This window comes from Pseudomonas violetae (assembly GCF_023072615.1).
Taxonomy (GTDB): domain Bacteria; phylum Pseudomonadota; class Gammaproteobacteria; order Pseudomonadales; family Pseudomonadaceae; genus Aquipseudomonas; species Aquipseudomonas violetae.
The window spans coordinates 25,118-40,603 of sequence record NZ_JAKNRW010000045.1; the positions used below are offsets into that span (position 1 = coordinate 25,118).

Sequence of the window (15,486 nt, forward strand, 5' to 3'; positions counted from 1 at the left end):
TGCAATCCTGTGGGAGCTGCCTTGCCAGCGATGGAGTTGTCAGATCTAAGCAAAAACTAGGGAAGTGGCGAAAACGGCGTACGCCCATCCGCACTTTGCAATTCCATCAAATATTTACGGAAGATTTGCCCCAGCACCTGGGTCGCCACTTCCAGTTCTTCACGCGGCATCTTCTCGGCCACCTCGTCGGCAGTGTCCAGCGCATCTTCCGCGCCATTGACTGCGGCCATCTTCAGCACGATATAAGCCTGAACATTGTTGGCCTGCACGCCTTCGCCATGGAAAAACATGGTGCCGAGCTTGAATTGCGCCTGGGCGTGGCCTTGCAGCGAGGCTTTTTCGAAGTAGCTCAGGGCTTGGTTGAGGTCGCGCGGCGCATTCTTGCCGTCGTAGTAGAACTCACCCAACTCGTATTGCGCCTGTGCATCCCCTTCATCCGAGGCTTTCTGGCAGGCAGCAAGCGCCTGGGCCAAATCCTGCGGCTGAGTATTGAGGGTGCAGCGACCCATCGCTGGGATTAACAACGAATTGCCGCCTGCTTGTACAAGCAAGGGCTGAAGGAGCAACAGGCAGCCCAATGCAAGGGCGCGGCCGGTGCGGTTCATGGGAATCGACTTACCTCTGAAGGGCGCGCGGACCCAACGAGGGGATCCAATAAGCGCGCATTATGAAATAAGCAGGGCCATCCATACAAAGTCTTTACTCGTTTTTCTGCTGCGAGGGAAATATATAACCCAATTTACGGGAAAATCCTGGCAGATGATCAGGGGAAAGGGCGCGGATGTAGGTAAATGCTGACGCTGGCAGTCGCCAACGTCAGCGGCACGGCATTACTTCAAGGCAGCGAACGCACGTTCAGCGGCGTCCAGGGTCAGTTTCAACTCGGCGTCGCCGTGGGCGATCGAGGTGAAGCCGGCTTCGAATGCGCTTGGCGCCAGGTACACGCCGCCTTCGAGCATCAGGTGGAAGAAGCGCCCGAACAGTTTGGCATCGCTGGCCATCACGTCGTCGAAGGTCACGATGTCATCGGCACCACTGAAGTACAGGCCGAACATGCCGCCGGCCTGTGTGGTCACGAACGGGATGCCGGCTGCATCGGCGCGTTGTTGCAGGCCATCGAGCAGGCGACTGGTGTAGTCGGTCAATTCGGCGTGGAAGCCTGGACGGCTGATCAGGCGCAACGTGGTCAGCCCCGCCGCCATTGCCAGGGGGTTACCTGACAGCGTACCGGCCTGATAAACAGGGCCCAGTGGCGCAATGTGCGACATGATTTCACGCTTGCCACCGAAGCAGCCAACCGGCATGCCGCCACCGATGATCTTGCCGAACGTGGTCAGGTCCGGGGTGACGCCGTAGTGCGCTTGTGCACCGCCCAGTGCCACGCGGAAACCGGTCATCACTTCGTCGAAAATCAGCACAACGCCATGCTGATCGCACAAGCTCCGCAGGCCTTCGAGAAAACCCGGGGCCGGAGGCACGCAGTTCATGTTGCCGGCCACTGGCTCGACGATGATGCATGCGACGTCCTGGCCGACTTCAGAGAGCATGGTCTCGACGGCGTCGATTTCGTTGAACGGCAAGGTCAGCGTGTGTTTGGCGAACGCCGCCGGCACACCTGCCGAACTCGGCACGCCTTGGGTCAGGGCGCCAGAGCCGGCTTTGACCAGCAGGCTGTCGGAGTGACCGTGATAGCAGCCTTCGAACTTGATGATGCTGTCGCGACCGGTAAAGCCACGGGCCAGGCGAATGGCACTCATGGTCGCCTCGGTGCCGGAGCTGACCATGCGCACCATCTCCATCGACGGCACGAGGGCGCAGACCTGATCCGCCATCTGGGTTTCCATCTCGGTCGGCGCACCGTAGGACAGGCCGTGCTCAAGCTGCTTGCGCACTGCGTCCAGAACTTGCGGGTGGCTGTGGCCGAGGATCATTGGGCCCCAGGAACCGACGTAATCAACGTAGCGCTTATTGTCTTCGTCGGTGACGTAGGCGCCTTCAGCGTGTTTGAAAAACAGCGGCGTACCGCCAACGCTCTTGAACGCGCGCACTGGCGAGTTCACACCGCCGGGGATGTGTTTCTGGGCGTTGGCAAACAAAGTTTCGGAACGAGACATGATCGGACTCTCAAAAAAGATTTTAAGCGACTTAAATGGAAAGCAGTTCATTGAAGGCACGGGCGCGGCGTGTCACTTCAGCCGTGCTCTCGGCGCCAAACAGACCGTGGACCACCGCCAGCAGATCGACCCCATGGGCCACCAGTGGCGCGGCATTTTCCAGGGTGATGCCGCCGATGGCGCAGATCGGCAGATGCAATTTGCTGCGAGCCTGATCCAGCAGTTCGAGGCTGCAGGTCGGTGCGCCGGGTTTGGTGCTGGAATTGAAGAAACGACCGAAGGCGACGTAACTGGCTCCTTCCCTGGCCGCCTGTTCGGCGAGGTCGATTTGCGCGTGGCAGGTCGAGCCGATGATCGCCTGGCGGCCCAGCAATGCACGTGCCGGGGTCAGCGGGCCGTCGGTCTGGCCAAGATGTACGCCAACGTTCAGGCGCGCTGCCAGCTCGGCGTCGTCATTGATGATCAGCCTGGTCTTGTAGCGGTCGCACAGATCACGCAGGGTCTCGGCCTCGCGCAGTCTTCGGGCCTCGTCGCTGCTCTTGTCGCGGTACTGCAGCAAGGTGACGCCGCCTTCCAGCGCCGCCTCCACGTACGACAGGAATTTACCGGCCAGTAACTGGCTGTCGGTGATGGCGTAAAGGCCACGTAGTTTCATCGGACAAGCCTCACCGCATGACTAATGGGAAGTTACGAACAGAAATCCAGCGGCAGGCGGCGTGGCACAAATTGACCTTTGCCCAGCTGCTCCGCATCGCGCAGGGTGCGCCACGTGTAGTTAAGCGCGGTCTGTACGGCACTGACGAGGTTTTCACCCTGGGCCAGACGGCCGGCCAGGGCGCTGGCCAGCGTGCAGCCGGAACCGTGATAACTGCCGGGCAAACGCTGGCAGGTGAAGGTTTCGCGGCGACCGTCGCGGGTGTACAGCCGGTTGTGGATTTCCTGCTCGTCGCCGTGACCGCCAGTGATCAGCAGGTGCTTGACGTACGGCAGGAGTTTCTCCGCGCATTGGTCTGCAGTGCCTTCGGGCAGCTCGGCGAGGATCCGCGCTTCGGGCAGGTTGGGCGTGGCAATGATCGCCAAGGGCAGCAGCCGTTCGCGCATCGCGTAGCCGACTTCATCCTTGCCCAGTCGTCCGCCGCCGCCGGCACGCAGTACCGGGTCGCAGACCATTGGCAAGTGCGGATGCGCTTGCAGCAACTCGACCACGGTGTCGACCATTTCCAGCGAGCCGAGCATGCCCAGCTTGACGGCGGCGACTTCGGAGTCGTTGAGCACGGCATTGGCCTGGGCCAGCACCCACGCTCGGTCGAGCACGCGGAAATCAGTAACGTTGACCGTGTCTTGCACAGTCAGCGCGGTGACGGCCGGAGCCGCATGACAGCCCTGGGCGAGCAGGGCTTCGATATCTGCCTGCAAGCCGGCGCCACCACTGGGGTCGTGGCCGGAGAGACAGAGGACAACGGGGCGAGAGCTGTAGATATTCATGGTGCGCGAGCTTACCACCAGTCGACCACCGAGTCATGAGAGGTGCATACAGCGGCAGGCTCCCTTCGAAGTCGCGTGCGTGGCTCAATCCGTTCTTTCTCAATTTATAGCGCTGGAATGCCCGTACTAGAGCCATCGAAGGAAATTTTCCAATGGTATACATTGGCCACTAACGGCTATGCTAGAGTGGATCCAAATCAATAACAGGTAATGCCGGTTTTACGTCTACTCAAAGGGAATGAGGGGCTTCCTGAGATAACCGGACTGGCCACGCTGGGGCTTAGATGCGCTATTTGCTGATGTTGCTACTTTGCTTGCCCCTTTTGGCGAGCGCAGTCGAGTTCGACGAGAACACTCAAAGCCTGCCATTGGGCCAAACCCTGCAAGTGTTCGAAGACGCAGGTGGACAGGCAACCATTGCCGATGTCCGTGCCCAGGATGCCGCTGGACAGTTCAAGCCCCACGATAATGCCACCCTCAACGCCGGTTATTCGCGTTCAGTGTTCTGGCTGAAAATCGACCTGCACTATCGTCCGAAAAATCCGGCGGCGCAAAGGACTTGGTTGCTGGAGCTGGCTTATCCGCCCCTCGATCATCTTGATCTGTATTTGCCAGACGCTACCGGTAACTACCAACTGGTGCGCCAGACCGGCGATGCCTTGCCTTTCTCTACCCGGGAAATCCGCCAGAACAACTACCTGTTCGGTATCAATTTCACCCCCGACCAGGCGCAAACCCTGTACCTGCGCCTGCAGAGCGAGGGGTCGATCCAGGCTCCGGTCACCTTGTGGTCGAGTACCGCATTCCTCGAAGAGCAACCGTTGCGCCTGTATGTGCTGGGCCTGATTTACGGTGTGTTGCTGGGGATGCTGGTCTACAACCTGTTCATCTACCTGAGCGTGCGGGACACCAGTTACCTTTATTACATCTTCTACATTGCCTCGTTTGGCTTGTATCAGTTGTCGGTGAACGGCGCGGCCGTGCAGTACTTCTGGCCGAACAATCCCTGGTGGGCCAACGCTGCCACGCCATTCTTCATTGGCTGTGCCGGCTTGTTTGGCAGTCAGTTCGCCCGCAGCTTCCTGCAGACGGCCACCCACAGTCGCTGGCTCGATCGCCTGCTGCTGGCACTGGTTACGTTTGGCGCAATCGTCATCGGCTTGTCCCTCATGACCAGCTATGCCCTGGCCTTGCGCCTGGCCACGGCACTGGCCCTGACCTTCACCGTGGTGATCTTTGCCGCAGGGATCTTCGCCTGGCTTCGCGGTTTGCGCGTAGCGCGGTATTTCATCATTGCCTGGTCGGCCTTTTTGCTCGGCGGCATCATCAATACACTGATGGTCCTGGGGTATCTGCCGAACGTGTTCCTGACCATGTATTCCAGCCAGATTGGTTCGGCCATCGAAGTGGCTCTCCTGTCCCTGGCGCTCGCCGACCGCATCAACGCCATGCGCGAGCAGCAGGCGCAGACCCTGTTTGATGCCGGGCAGAAGCTCGAAGTGCTGAACCAGCAACTGGCCCGCAGCAACCAGCTAAAGGACGAGTTCCTCGCCACCCTGACCCACGAGTTGCGCACTCCCATGAACGGGGTCATCGGTTCGCTGGAACTGATGCAAACTGTCGAGATGGATCCGGAGTTGGAGCAGTACCAGCAAACGGCATCGGGAGCTGCCCGGGAGATGATGCGCATGGTCAACGGCATTCTCACCCTGACCGAGTTGCAGGCCGGCAAACTCTCGGCCAGCCGGGCGTCGTTCAGCTTGCGCAGCGTGATCGAAACCTTGCGCGTGCAGTTCGAGGGCAATGCCTTGAGCAAGTCGCTGGACTTCAAGGTCGATGTGACACCGGGCCTTCCCGACCGTTTGCACGGTGATAGCGCCAAGTTAGCCCAGTGCCTGGAATGCCTGCTGGACAATGCGATCAAGTTCACCCGGGTTGGTGGACTGGCGCTGCGCGTCACAGGCAAGCCCGCGCAACCCGGCCGAATGGCGCTGTGCTTTGCGGTGATCGATACGGGTATCGGTTTCACCGACCTGGGGGAGGCGACGATGTATCAGCGCTTCTTCCAGCTCGATGGCTCAATGACCCGCGAATATGGCGGGCTAGGCGTGGGCCTGGCAATTTGCCGGCAGCTGGTGGAGTTGCTTGGGGGAAGACTGACGCACCGCTCCGAGCTGGGGCGCGGCAGTCGTTTCCAGCTGGATGTCGAATTTGAACTTTCCATGACGCAATCTTCGCACCGAACAGCGCAGCAATTCTCGCGCCTGCGCCAGTCGCGAGATTGCAAGGTGCTTCTGGTGGACGAAAACACCGTCAACCAGTTGGTTATCCGCGGCATGCTGCTCAAGCTCGGGTATCAGGTGTGCACGACCGACAGCGGTCCGGCGGCGTTCGATTACCTGCAGCGGGAGGCGTTTGATGCGGTATTGCTCGACTGCCAGTTACCGCCATTCAACGGAGCCTCTTTCAGCCGCCAGATCCGTACGCTGGCGGGATGCGCCCAGTTGCCGATATTCATGATTGCCTTGAGCATTGATCGGGAGCACTGCGCCGGCGCTAATTTCATCGACTACTTGAGCAAACCGGTAAAATTCGAGGATTTGCAGGCCGCATTGCAACGACGGTTGCTGGGTTTTGAGCAGGGTGAAAGCGCCGCAAATTAGGCGGATATGACACTTTTATCGGCTACGGGGCAGTGCTTAACTGAAAATCCCTTGGCTGACCAAAGGAGCCCTGCCATGAACCTGCATCAGTTCGCCGAAACCCACGAAGTCACCAACCAGCCACCGTCGCTGGATGGCGCCAACCTGTACCGCATCGATTTGCCGCTTCAGGAGTGGTCGCGGCGTTTTGGTGCCGGTTGGGCCGAATCGCGCATTGATGTCTACGGGGCGCTGGCTGGTGGGCCATTGATGGAAGCGGGGTTCCTGGCCAACGAGAATAAACCGGTATTTTCCAGCCATGACCGTTACGGCCATCGCATTGACCTGGTTGAATTCCACCCGGCCTATCATGAGTTGATGCGAGCGGCGGTCGAGCACGGGCTGACCTCGTTGCCCTGGGCGCATCCGCAGCCGGGGGCGCACGTTGCTCGTGCCTCCATGACCTATCTGCATAGCCAGGCTGAGGCCGGTAGCGGCTGTCCGCTGACCATGACTTTTGCCAGCGTGCCGGCCCTGCGTCTGCAGCCAGATCTGGCCGACACATGGCTGCCGAAAATTCTCGCCACCGAATACGATCCACGCAACATCGGCATGGCGCACAAGGCCGGCGTTACCATCGGCATGGCGATGACCGAGAAACAGGGAGGCACCGATGTTCGGGCCAATACCACCAAGGCCTATCCGGTTGGCGCCAGTGGGCCGGGGCAGGCCTACGAACTGGTGGGTCACAAGTGGTTCTGCTCGGCTCCGATGTGCGATGCCTTCCTGACACTGGCCCAGACTGACAAAGGCCTGACATGCTTCCTGTTGCCGCGCCACCGCCCGGACGACACCCGCAACCAGTTCTATATCCAGCGCCTGAAGAACAAGCTTGGCAACTGCTCCAACGCCTCCAGCGAAGTGGAATTTCGCGGCGCGCTGGCGTGGATGGTTGGCGAGGAAGGTCGCGGCGTGCCGACCATTATCGAGATGGTCGCCATGACTCGTTTTGATTGCATGGTCGGCTCCAGTTCGCTGATGCGTCAGGCCCTGACTCAAGCAAGCCACCACTGCGCGCACCGCAGCGTCGGCGGCAGGCTGCTGAGTGAGCAACCACTAATGCAAAACGTGCTGGCCGACCTGGCCCTGGAAAGCGAAGCGGCGCTGGCCTTAAGCCTGCGCATGGGACGCGCCCTGGATCATCTGGATGACGCCCATGAAGCAAAATTCGCCCGGTTGGTGACCGCCGTGGGCAAGTACTGGATCTGCAAGCGCGCTCCGGCCATGATCAACGAAGCCGCCGAATGCATGGGGGGTGCAGGTTATGTCGAGGACAGCATCCTGCCGCGCCTGTACCGTGAGGCACCGGTGAACTCGACGTGGGAAGGCTCCGGCAACGTACAGTGCCTTGACGTTCTGCGGGCGTTGTCGAAAGAGCCTGGAGTGCTCGATGTGCTGTTCAACGAACTGGGCGATGGCCACGGCGACAAGCGCCTGGCTGCGCATATCCATCAGTTGCAGGCAGCGTTCAAGGACACTGGCGATATTCAGTATCGTGCCCGGCAGCTCACCGAAGACATTGCCCTGGGTTTACAGGCCAAGCTGTTGCTGGAGGCGGGTAACGCCGTGGTCAGCGATGCCTTTATCACCAGCCGCCTGGGTTCGGCCGGCCGTGTATATGGCGCCTTGCCGCGGGGGCTGGATGTGCAAGCAATTGTCGCCCGTTCGACCCCGAGTATTTGAATACCCCCCCCCACATCAGGCCTTTGGTGTACACCGAACTTGTGACAGGCTCGCTCTCACAAAATCCGCTGTGGTCGCAGCAATTGTGCACTGGCGGCTGTTCCCGTGAAGCGACGATGCAGGCAAGATGAAGCTCTGCAAGTCAGAACACAGGATGCTGATCGTGACCGAAGCTTTTATTGTCGTTCAAACCGCCGAGCAAGCCGTGGACCGGCTTGCGCTCTTGCACGAACGTGCAACCACCGCGCTGAATCAGGCGCTCAAGCGATACCTCAAGGATCGTATCGAACCGGACGCCGAGCAGCGTGCGATGTTTCGTTATCCTGAATTGCGCCTGACCTACCACTGTCAGGGCGAAGTGCCGCAGACCACTCGCGCCTACGCCAAGGTTCAACTGCCGGGCACTTACAGCGTCACCGTCACTCACCCTGCGGCGTTTCGCAAATACCTGCTGGAACAGTTGGTGCCGCTGATGCATGACTTCACCGTGACCGTGGAAGTCGGGATCAGTCAGCAGAACATTCCTTATCCCTACGTGGTTGAACAGGGCGACGAGCTGGCGGGTTCCGGCGTAACGGCTGCCGTGCTGGCGCGCGTCTTCCCAAGTACCGACCTGTCCGCCGCCACCGATGGCATCGCCGATGGCCTGTACGATTGGGAAAACACCGACCCGCTGCCACTGGCCCTGTTCGATGCCGCGCGGGTGGATTTCTCCCTGCGTCGCCTGGTGCACTACACCGGCAGCGACTGGCGTCATGTGCAGCCGTGGATCCTGCTGACCAACTACCACCGCTACGTCGACCAGTTCATCGTGCATGGCCTTGAGCAGTTGCGCAGCGACCCGCGCTTCGTACGCATGGTGCTGCCGGGCAACGTGATCATCGAAAAGAGCATGGATCACGGCGAGGCGTCGGCCATTGCCGCAGGCGTTGTGTGGCACCGCTACCAGATGCCGGCCTATCACTTGATCGCCAGCGATGGTCATGGCGTGACCCTGGTGAATATCGGCGTCGGTCCGTCCAATGCCAAGAACATTACCGATCACCTGGCAGTACTGCGCCCGCATTGCTGGCTGATGATCGGTCACTGTGGCGGCTTGCGTCAGTCCCAGACCATCGGCGACTACGTACTGGCTCACGCCTACATGCGGCGCGACGGCATTCTTGACCGGGTAGTGCCGCCGAATATCCCGATTCCGGCTCTCGCAGAAGTGCAGATGGCCTTGCAGCAAGCGGCGGCGAATATCACCGGCGAGAAGGGCGACGAGCTGAAGAAACGTCTGCGTACCGGTACCGTGCTGACTTACGACGACCGTAACTGGGAATTGCGTTGGGCCCAGGAGCGTCCGCTGATCAACTTGTCCCGCGCCGTGGCGGTGGATATGGAAAGCGGTACCATCGCCGCCCAGGGTTATCGCTTGCGGGTGCCGTACGGCACCTTGCTGTGCGTCTCGGACAAGCCGCTGCACAGTGAAATCAAACTGCCAGGTTCGGCAAACGCGTTCTACGAGCGTGCGGTCAGCCAGCACTTGAAGATCGGCATTGAGGCGGTGGACCTGTTGCGCACAGAACTCAACTCGCTGCACTCGCGCAAACTGCGCAGCTTCGACGAGCCGCCGTTCCGCTGATTGTTCTCATGGTCATTTGGCGGTCAGGGCACTAGCATTAGCAGCCCTGACCGTTAGATGTTCATTTCGCCATGCCTCGTCCACCTCGTCCCGTCTCCCGTCGCCCTGGCACGCCACCTCCGCCAGGCCCGCGCCGGGTTGCCAAAGCGCCCCCGGTTGAATCCAGGTTGATCCTGTTCAACAAGCCATTCGATGTGCTGACTCAATTCAGCGACGGTGAAGGGCGGGCGACGCTCAAGGATTACATCGAGATACCCGGTATCTACCCGGCGGGCCGTCTGGATCGGGACAGCGAGGGCTTGCTGTTGCTGACCAACGACGGACGGTTGCAGGCGCGCATCGCCGACCCGAAACATAAATTGGCCAAAACGTATTGGGTGCAAGTGGAAGGCGAGCCGGACGCCGGGCAGTTGCAACGCCTGCGCGATGGCGTCGAGCTCAATGACGGCATGACTTTGCCCGCCGAGGCCCGGCAACTGGAAGAACCGCAGCTTTGGCCACGCAATCCACCCGTGCGTTTTCGCAAGAGCGTGCCGACCAGTTGGCTGGAGTTGGTCATTCGCGAGGGGCGCAACCGCCAGGTGCGGCGCATGACGGCTGCCGTGGGCTTGCCGACCTTGCGCCTGGTGCGGGTCAGAATTGGCGACTGGACGATCGAAGGGCTCGATCAAGGCCAGTGGAAGGAAGTGCCGGCGCGTTTATAAGGCGCCGGATTCGATCAGCCCGATCACTACGCTCTTGATGACAAACGCCGCTACGCCCAGGCCCAGCACGAAGAACAGAATCATCGAACCAAAGCGCCCAGCCTTGGATTTCTTCGCCAGATCCCAGACGATGAAACCCATGAATATGATCAGGATGGTGACCAGTCCGGTCATCATCCACTCTTCGAATACGGCAGGATCCATCGAACATCTCCAGCATGGGCGCGGCTAAAAGGGCGGGGCGAGTATACGTTACGCAAGGTTCGCGCAGTATTGACCTGCGTCGGTGTGCCGCAGTCATTGGTCGCCTTTGCCGGCCCTATCGCTGGCAAGCCAGCTCCCACAGGTTTTGGCTCACTCACAATCGTGATTTCAACACAAAACCTGTGGGAGCGTGGCTTGCCCGCGATGGGGTCTTCAACTGCGCAGATGCGTCAAAGGCAGTTCGGTACTGTTCAACACCTGGTTCAACACAAAACTCGAGCGCACACTCGTCACCCCGTCAATCCGGGTCAGGTGCCCCAGCAGCAATTTCTGGTAGTGATCCATATCAGGCACTACCACCTTGAGCTGATAGTCGGCGTCCATCCCCGTCACCAGGCTGCATTCCAGCACCTGGGGCAAGGTTCGGATCGCCGCTTCGAAGTTTTCGAAGCGTTCCGGCGTGTGGCGGTCCATGCCGATCAGCACATATGCCGTCAGGCTCAGGCCAAGCATCTTGCGATCCAGCAGGGCGACCTGGCGGGTGATGTAGCCGTCGTCCTCCAGTTGCTTGACCCGACGTGAGCAAGGGGAAGGTGAAAGGCCTATGCGTTCAGCCAGCTCCTGGTTGGAGATGCGCGCATCACGCTGTAATTCCGCCAAAATGCTTAAGTCGTATCGGTCGAGTTTGCTCATCATTCAGGCCTTTATCATAACTATTGCGGCGGATTATCTATCCAGGGTTAAAAATTGCGCAAGTGATGTTTAATTCAGCAATCTTCGCAATCCTCTGTCGCTGCCTCAGGCCTATTCTTATTACCAGAATCACTGCTCGGACAAACAGTCCACTGCGGCTCGCCCAATCAGGCCAGCCGCGGCCGCCACCCCCACCGGGGATGTGCCGGCCTCCGAGCTGCACACTGTCCAGAAGACGGCGTGAGGTGAGCCGACGTCATAAGCGTCGAGCACGGACGAAGTTCTCAAGGGGAGGCCGACGGGTCTCCCTTTTTTAATGCCAAAAAAATACCGTGCGACTGATAACCTGTTGCAGAACCGGCCTGTGCTTTCCCAGTCTTACGTACAAGCCCTGAGCTCCTGTGAGGAAAAGCATGAAGTCGCGCATCTGGCGTTTGGCCGGTGTTGGTTTGGTGTGCATCAGTGTCACGACGCAAACGCTGGCTGATGAGCCGCAAAATCGTGGGCCCAATGGTGGGCAACAGGGTGATGGTCACCATGGCAGCAACCAGGGACGCGGCGGCAACGATCACCCGCAGCGCCCGCAGAACGCTCCTCAGCAGAACAATCAGCCCCGGGGGCAGAACAACGACATCATTGGCGGGGACAACAGCCGGCAGTTCGAGCATAACGGACAGAATCGCAATGGGCCGAGCCGCCCGCCACCGGATTACAACAGCCCCGTGCGGCCACCGCCGCCGCCACCTCAGTTACCGGCCAACGACTTGCCGATCCAGGGCCGCCCCGACAGCGTGCGCCAGACCCAGCAACCTCAGCGGGGGTACTACCAGGATGTGCCACGACGCAACAATGGCAACCAACAGTGGCAGGTTGGGGGGCCGGGTTCGCGTCCCGATGATCATCGCTGGGCTGGTCGCCCCCCTGGGCACGGTAATGGCTGGGGACCGGGGCCGCAATATCGTCCAGGTCATGTGATTGACCGCTTCCCGGACCGTGATTACCGCGTGCCTTACGGTGGCCGCGATTATTTCTACTCGGGCGGCTATTGGTACCGTCCACAGGGGCCGCGTTATGTGGTGGTGCAACCACCGCGCGGCATTCGGGTGGGCTACCTGCCCGATTACGCGCGTGAGGTGTGGATCGGCGGTTCGCTACTGTTCCTGGCGGCCGGCTCTTACTACGCTTATCAGGAAAGCACCCGGGATTACGTGGTGGTCGAGCCGCCGGGATTACCGCTGCCGCAGTCGGCCAGCAGTGGCTTCGACGTGGAAGCTTATCCAGCGAATGGGCAGTCGCCGGAGCAGGTCAATCAGGACGGCTACGACTGCTACCGGTATGCGGTCGAGCAGAGTGGTTTCGATCCGCGCGCCGACACTTACCAGCCGGACCCATCGGTGGTGCAGATCTACCGTCAGGCGCAAGGCAACTGTCTCGGCAGTCGCGGTTATCAGGTCAAATTCTGAACGCGGGCCGCTTTCACCACTTCTTGCGGGTCGGCGTGCACCAGCACTTCGGCGCGCGGGTAAGCTGCGTGGATTGCATCGGCGGCCTGATCGCTGATGCCGTGGGCGACGGACAGGGTCAAGTTGCCGGGCAACTCCAGGTGTAACTGTACGAACCACTGATTGCCCGAGACCCGGGTGCGCAAGTCGTGTGCGCCCAGTACGCCGGGCACGCTGCAGGCCAGTTCAAGCATGTGCTGGCTGACATCCAGTGGCAGCTCTTCATCCATCAGCACAGTAAAACTCTCGCGAGCGATTTGGATGGCGCTCCACAAAATATAAATGGCGATGCCCAGGCCGAACCACGCATCCAGCTGATGCCAGCCAAACCCCGCCAACACCAGCGCGATCAGGATGCTGCCGTTGAGCAGCAGGTCCGAGCGATAGTGCAGGGAGTCGGCGTGCACCGCATTGGAGCCGGTCGCCTTGACCACTCGATGCTGCAACACGAGTAGCGCCAGGGTCAGCACCAGGGAGAACAGGATCACCCCGATGCTGATCCAGGGCGCGCCTACCGGCTCGGGGTGTCGCAGCCGGTCGAACGCCTGAAAGGCGATCAGCACCGCACTTGCGCCAATGAACAACGCCTGGGCCATGCCGGCCAGCGACTCGGCTTTGCCATGGCCGTAGCGGTGATCGTCATCGGCCGGGCGCAGAGCGTAATGCACCGCCAGCAGGTTGAGCATCGAAGTGACGCCGTCCAGCGCCGAATCAGTAAGCCCGGCGAGCATGCTGACCGAGCCGCTTAACCACCATGCGATGGCTTTGGCGACGACCAGCGTACAGGCTACCGCCACCGAGGCTCGGGTCGCCAACCGCAGCAGGCGGGCGTGTTCGGAGCTGGAAATCATAAGTGCGGCGGTTCCTTGCAATTAAGGTTATGCAGCGGGTTGCAGGCCGAACATCGCCAACTGCTGGGTGCTGCCCTTGTGCTGGATCAGGCGTGGATCATCCAGCGGGAAGCTGCGGCCCAGCTCGGTTTGCAGAATGGTCTGCAGCTTGCGCTTGTCGACCTGGCCGTCCGCGCCAATCGCTTGCTGGAGTTTTTCCGGAGCGACCTGGGCGGTCTTGCCCGGCTCGAAGTAGATCGCGCCGGTAGCAAAGTCCACGGCGAAGGCAATCAGGCCCGGGACGATATAGAACAGCAGGCCCACGGCATCCAATACGGCAATGGCCGGATCGATCTTGCCATCAATCTGACCGCGCCGATCTGGGTAGAAGATCGATCCGCAGGCGGTCACTTGAGTCAGCAGGGTCGCTACTAACACACCACCTATCAGGCGAAAGGGAGCACGCATATGAATCTCCTTGAGTCATCTGGAAAACGAAGCGTCGTCGGTATGAATTAGGACCGTGATAAACGCCAGGCAGTTCGCCGTTATACTCGCGCCTCTGTTTGGGAGCCAGCATGATTTCTTTACCGATCGATGAAGTTTTACCCGCCCTGCGTGAAGCCCTGGCCGCACGTCATGAAGCCGTGCTCGAAGCACCGCCTGGCGCGGGCAAGACGACTCGGGTGCCTCTGGCCTTGCTCGACGAGCTCTGGCTGGCCGGGCAGACCATCCTGATGCTCGAACCACGGCGCCTGGCCGCGCGGGCCGCGGCGGAGCGCCTGGCCAGTGAATTGGGCGAGAAGGTCGGGGAAACCGTGGGGTATCGGATTCGTCTGGACAGCAAAGTAGGCCCCAACACCCGTATCGAAGTGGTGACCGAAGGTATTCTCACTCGACGCCTGCAGGATGACCCGGCGCTGGAAGGCGTGGGCCTGTTGATTTTCGATGAATTCCACGAGCGCAGCCTGGATGCCGACCTGGCGCTGGCCCTGAGCCTCAACGGCCGGGAGCTGTTCCGCGAAGACCAGCCGCTGAAAATCCTGCTGATGTCGGCGACCCTGGAAGGCGAGCGTCTGGCCGGGTTGCTCGATGATGCGCCGATCCTGCGCAGCGAGGGCCGCATGTACCCTGTGGCGATGCGCTGGGGTCGGCCGTTCCAGGCCGGTGAATTCATCGAGCCGCGGCTGGTGCAGACAATACTCGAAGCCTTGAACGATGAGGCCGGCAGCGTGCTGGTGTTCCTGCCCGGGCAGGCGGAAATTCGTCGAGTGCATCAACAGCTAGCCGATGCGCTGGGCGACAGTTCCCCGGTGCTGCTCTGCCCGCTGCACGGCGAGTTGGACCTTGCTGCCCAGCGAGCGGCCATTGATCCGGCCCCTGCGGGCAAACGCAAAGTGGTACTGGCCACCAACATCGCCGAGACCAGTCTGACCATCGACGGCGTGCGCGTGGTGATCGATGCCGGGCTGGCGCGGGTGCCGCGTTTCGATCCCGGCAGCGGCATGACCCGCCTCGACACTCAGCGCATCTCCCGCGCCAGCGCCACCCAGCGTGCGGGCCGGGCGGGGCGTCTGGAGCCGGGGGTGTGTTATCGCCTGTGGTCCCAGGATCAGCACGAACAACTGGCGGCCTATGCCAGTGCAGAAATCCTCTCGGCGGACCTTGCCGGGCTCGCCTTGCAACTCGGTCGCTGGGGCGTGACGCCCGGGCAACTGGTCTGGCTGGATATCCCGCCGACAGCGGCTTATGCGCAGGCGCAGGATCTGCTGCAGCGCCTGGGCGCTCTGGACGGCGAGACGCTGACCCGTCATGGTCAGGCCATGGCCGAGCTGCCGGCGCATCCACGCATTGGCCATTTGCTATTGCGCGGCCAGGACCTAGGGCTGGCGGGCATGGCCTGCGATGTCGCGGCACTCCTGGGGGAACGCGATATCCTGCG

At 60.9% G+C, this 15,486-nt stretch carries 14 protein-coding genes; 6 read left to right on the forward strand and 8 right to left on the reverse strand.

Going from position 1 to position 15,486, the window contains the following annotated elements; all coding sequences use genetic code 11:
- Window positions 1-56 precede the first annotated feature (56 nt).
- The 4 genes from L9059_RS27775 to L9059_RS27790 form a co-directional block, all read right to left on the reverse strand.
- Complete coding sequence (locus L9059_RS27775; protein ID WP_247294159.1) at window positions 57-605, reverse strand: tetratricopeptide repeat protein; 549 nt, start codon at window positions 603-605, stop codon at window positions 57-59.
- Between the two features lie 225 nt (window positions 606-830).
- Entirely contained in the window at window positions 831-2,114 is a 1,284-nt protein-coding gene (gene hemL, locus L9059_RS27780) for a glutamate-1-semialdehyde 2,1-aminomutase (RefSeq protein ID WP_247294160.1), read from the reverse strand.
- Between the two features lie 31 nt (window positions 2,115-2,145).
- Window positions 2,146-2,769 carry a thiamine phosphate synthase gene (gene thiE / locus L9059_RS27785; protein ID WP_247294161.1) on the reverse strand — a complete coding sequence of 208 codons (624 nt, stop codon included), beginning with the start codon at window positions 2,767-2,769 and terminating at the stop codon, window positions 2,146-2,148.
- 32 nt (window positions 2,770-2,801) lie between these two features.
- Entirely contained in the window at window positions 2,802-3,599 is a 798-nt protein-coding gene (locus L9059_RS27790) for a hydroxymethylpyrimidine/phosphomethylpyrimidine kinase (protein ID WP_045062071.1), read from the reverse strand.
- 284 nt (window positions 3,600-3,883) lie between these two features.
- Between L9059_RS27790 and L9059_RS27795 the strand changes: the two genes are divergently transcribed.
- From L9059_RS27795 to L9059_RS27810, 4 genes are all read left to right on the forward strand, one after another.
- Complete coding sequence (locus tag L9059_RS27795; RefSeq protein WP_247294162.1) at window positions 3,884-6,262, forward strand: hybrid sensor histidine kinase/response regulator; 2,379 nt, start codon at window positions 3,884-3,886, stop codon at window positions 6,260-6,262.
- A gap of 75 nt (window positions 6,263-6,337) precedes the next feature.
- Window positions 6,338-7,984, forward strand: a complete 1,647-nt coding sequence (locus tag L9059_RS27800; protein WP_247294163.1) for an acyl-CoA dehydrogenase family protein — start codon at window positions 6,338-6,340, stop codon at window positions 7,982-7,984.
- A 127-nt stretch (window positions 7,985-8,111) separates the two neighbouring features.
- Window positions 8,112-9,611 carry an AMP nucleosidase gene (gene amn, locus L9059_RS27805; RefSeq protein ID WP_177328595.1) on the forward strand — a complete coding sequence of 500 codons (1,500 nt, stop codon included), beginning with the start codon at window positions 8,112-8,114 and terminating at the stop codon, window positions 9,609-9,611.
- A gap of 71 nt (window positions 9,612-9,682) precedes the next feature.
- A complete protein-coding gene (locus L9059_RS27810; protein ID WP_247294165.1) occupies window positions 9,683-10,315 on the forward strand; it encodes a pseudouridine synthase in 633 nt (210 codons plus the stop codon).
- Here the strand turns inward: L9059_RS27810 and L9059_RS27815 are convergent.
- Window positions 10,310-10,519: a DUF2788 domain-containing protein gene (locus L9059_RS27815; protein ID WP_045062067.1), complete on the reverse strand. Its 210-nt coding sequence runs from the start codon at window positions 10,517-10,519 to the stop codon at window positions 10,310-10,312. The two genes, L9059_RS27810 and L9059_RS27815, sit on opposite strands and share 6 nt — an antisense overlap.
- A 213-nt stretch (window positions 10,520-10,732) precedes the next feature.
- Window positions 10,733-11,212, reverse strand: coding sequence for an Lrp/AsnC family transcriptional regulator (locus L9059_RS27820; RefSeq protein ID WP_045062103.1), 480 nt, complete (start codon window positions 11,210-11,212; stop codon window positions 10,733-10,735).
- A gap of 413 nt (window positions 11,213-11,625) precedes the next feature.
- Here L9059_RS27820 and L9059_RS27825 point away from each other — a divergent pair, with 413 nt between their 5' ends.
- The gene (locus tag L9059_RS27825; RefSeq protein ID WP_247294168.1) at window positions 11,626-12,675 is read left to right on the forward strand and encodes a DUF6515 family protein; all 1,050 of its coding nucleotides are present in this window, start codon (window positions 11,626-11,628) and stop codon (window positions 12,673-12,675) included.
- Here the strand turns inward: L9059_RS27825 and L9059_RS27830 are convergent.
- Both L9059_RS27830 and L9059_RS27835 read right to left on the reverse strand, forming a co-directional pair.
- Window positions 12,660-13,565 (reverse strand): cation diffusion facilitator family transporter, encoded by a 906-nt coding sequence (locus tag L9059_RS27830; protein WP_247294170.1) that lies wholly within the window; start codon window positions 13,563-13,565, stop codon window positions 12,660-12,662. The genes L9059_RS27825 and L9059_RS27830 overlap by 16 nt on opposite strands.
- A 27-nt stretch (window positions 13,566-13,592) precedes the next feature.
- Window positions 13,593-14,012 (reverse strand): polyribonucleotide nucleotidyltransferase, encoded by a 420-nt coding sequence (locus tag L9059_RS27835; RefSeq protein WP_247294171.1) that lies wholly within the window; start codon window positions 14,010-14,012, stop codon window positions 13,593-13,595.
- Window positions 14,013-14,122: 110 nt separating this feature from the next.
- On the opposite strand from L9059_RS27835, the gene hrpB reads away from it, so the two are divergent.
- Window positions 14,123-15,486, forward strand: a 1,364-nt coding sequence (gene hrpB, locus L9059_RS27840; protein WP_247294172.1) for an ATP-dependent helicase HrpB, incomplete at its 3' end; no start/stop codon positions are given.

Coding starts and splice junctions, on each gene's coding strand:
- L9059_RS27825 (WP_247294168.1), top strand. CDS start 11,626: ATGAAGTCGCGCATCTGGCGTTTGGCCGGTGTTGGTTTGGTGTGCATC.
- L9059_RS27800 (WP_247294163.1), top strand. CDS start 6,338: ATGAACCTGCATCAGTTCGCCGAAACCCACGAAGTCACCAACCAGCCA.
- L9059_RS27830 (WP_247294170.1), bottom strand. CDS start 13,565: ATGATTTCCAGCTCCGAACACGCCCGCCTGCTGCGGTTGGCGACCCGA.
- L9059_RS27815 (WP_045062067.1), bottom strand. CDS start 10,519: ATGGATCCTGCCGTATTCGAAGAGTGGATGATGACCGGACTGGTCACC.
- hemL (WP_247294160.1), bottom strand. CDS start 2,114: ATGTCTCGTTCCGAAACTTTGTTTGCCAACGCCCAGAAACACATCCCC.
- L9059_RS27820 (WP_045062103.1), bottom strand. CDS start 11,212: ATGAGCAAACTCGACCGATACGACTTAAGCATTTTGGCGGAATTACAG.
- L9059_RS27795 (WP_247294162.1), top strand. CDS start 3,884: ATGCGCTATTTGCTGATGTTGCTACTTTGCTTGCCCCTTTTGGCGAGC.
- amn (WP_177328595.1), top strand. CDS start 8,112: ATGAAGCTCTGCAAGTCAGAACACAGGATGCTGATCGTGACCGAAGCT.
- L9059_RS27835 (WP_247294171.1), bottom strand. CDS start 14,012: ATGCGTGCTCCCTTTCGCCTGATAGGTGGTGTGTTAGTAGCGACCCTG.
- L9059_RS27790 (WP_045062071.1), bottom strand. CDS start 3,599: ATGAATATCTACAGCTCTCGCCCCGTTGTCCTCTGTCTCTCCGGCCAC.
- thiE (WP_247294161.1), bottom strand. CDS start 2,769: ATGAAACTACGTGGCCTTTACGCCATCACCGACAGCCAGTTACTGGCC.
- L9059_RS27810 (WP_247294165.1), top strand. CDS start 9,683: ATGCCTCGTCCACCTCGTCCCGTCTCCCGTCGCCCTGGCACGCCACCT.
- L9059_RS27775 (WP_247294159.1), bottom strand. CDS start 605: ATGAACCGCACCGGCCGCGCCCTTGCATTGGGCTGCCTGTTGCTCCTT.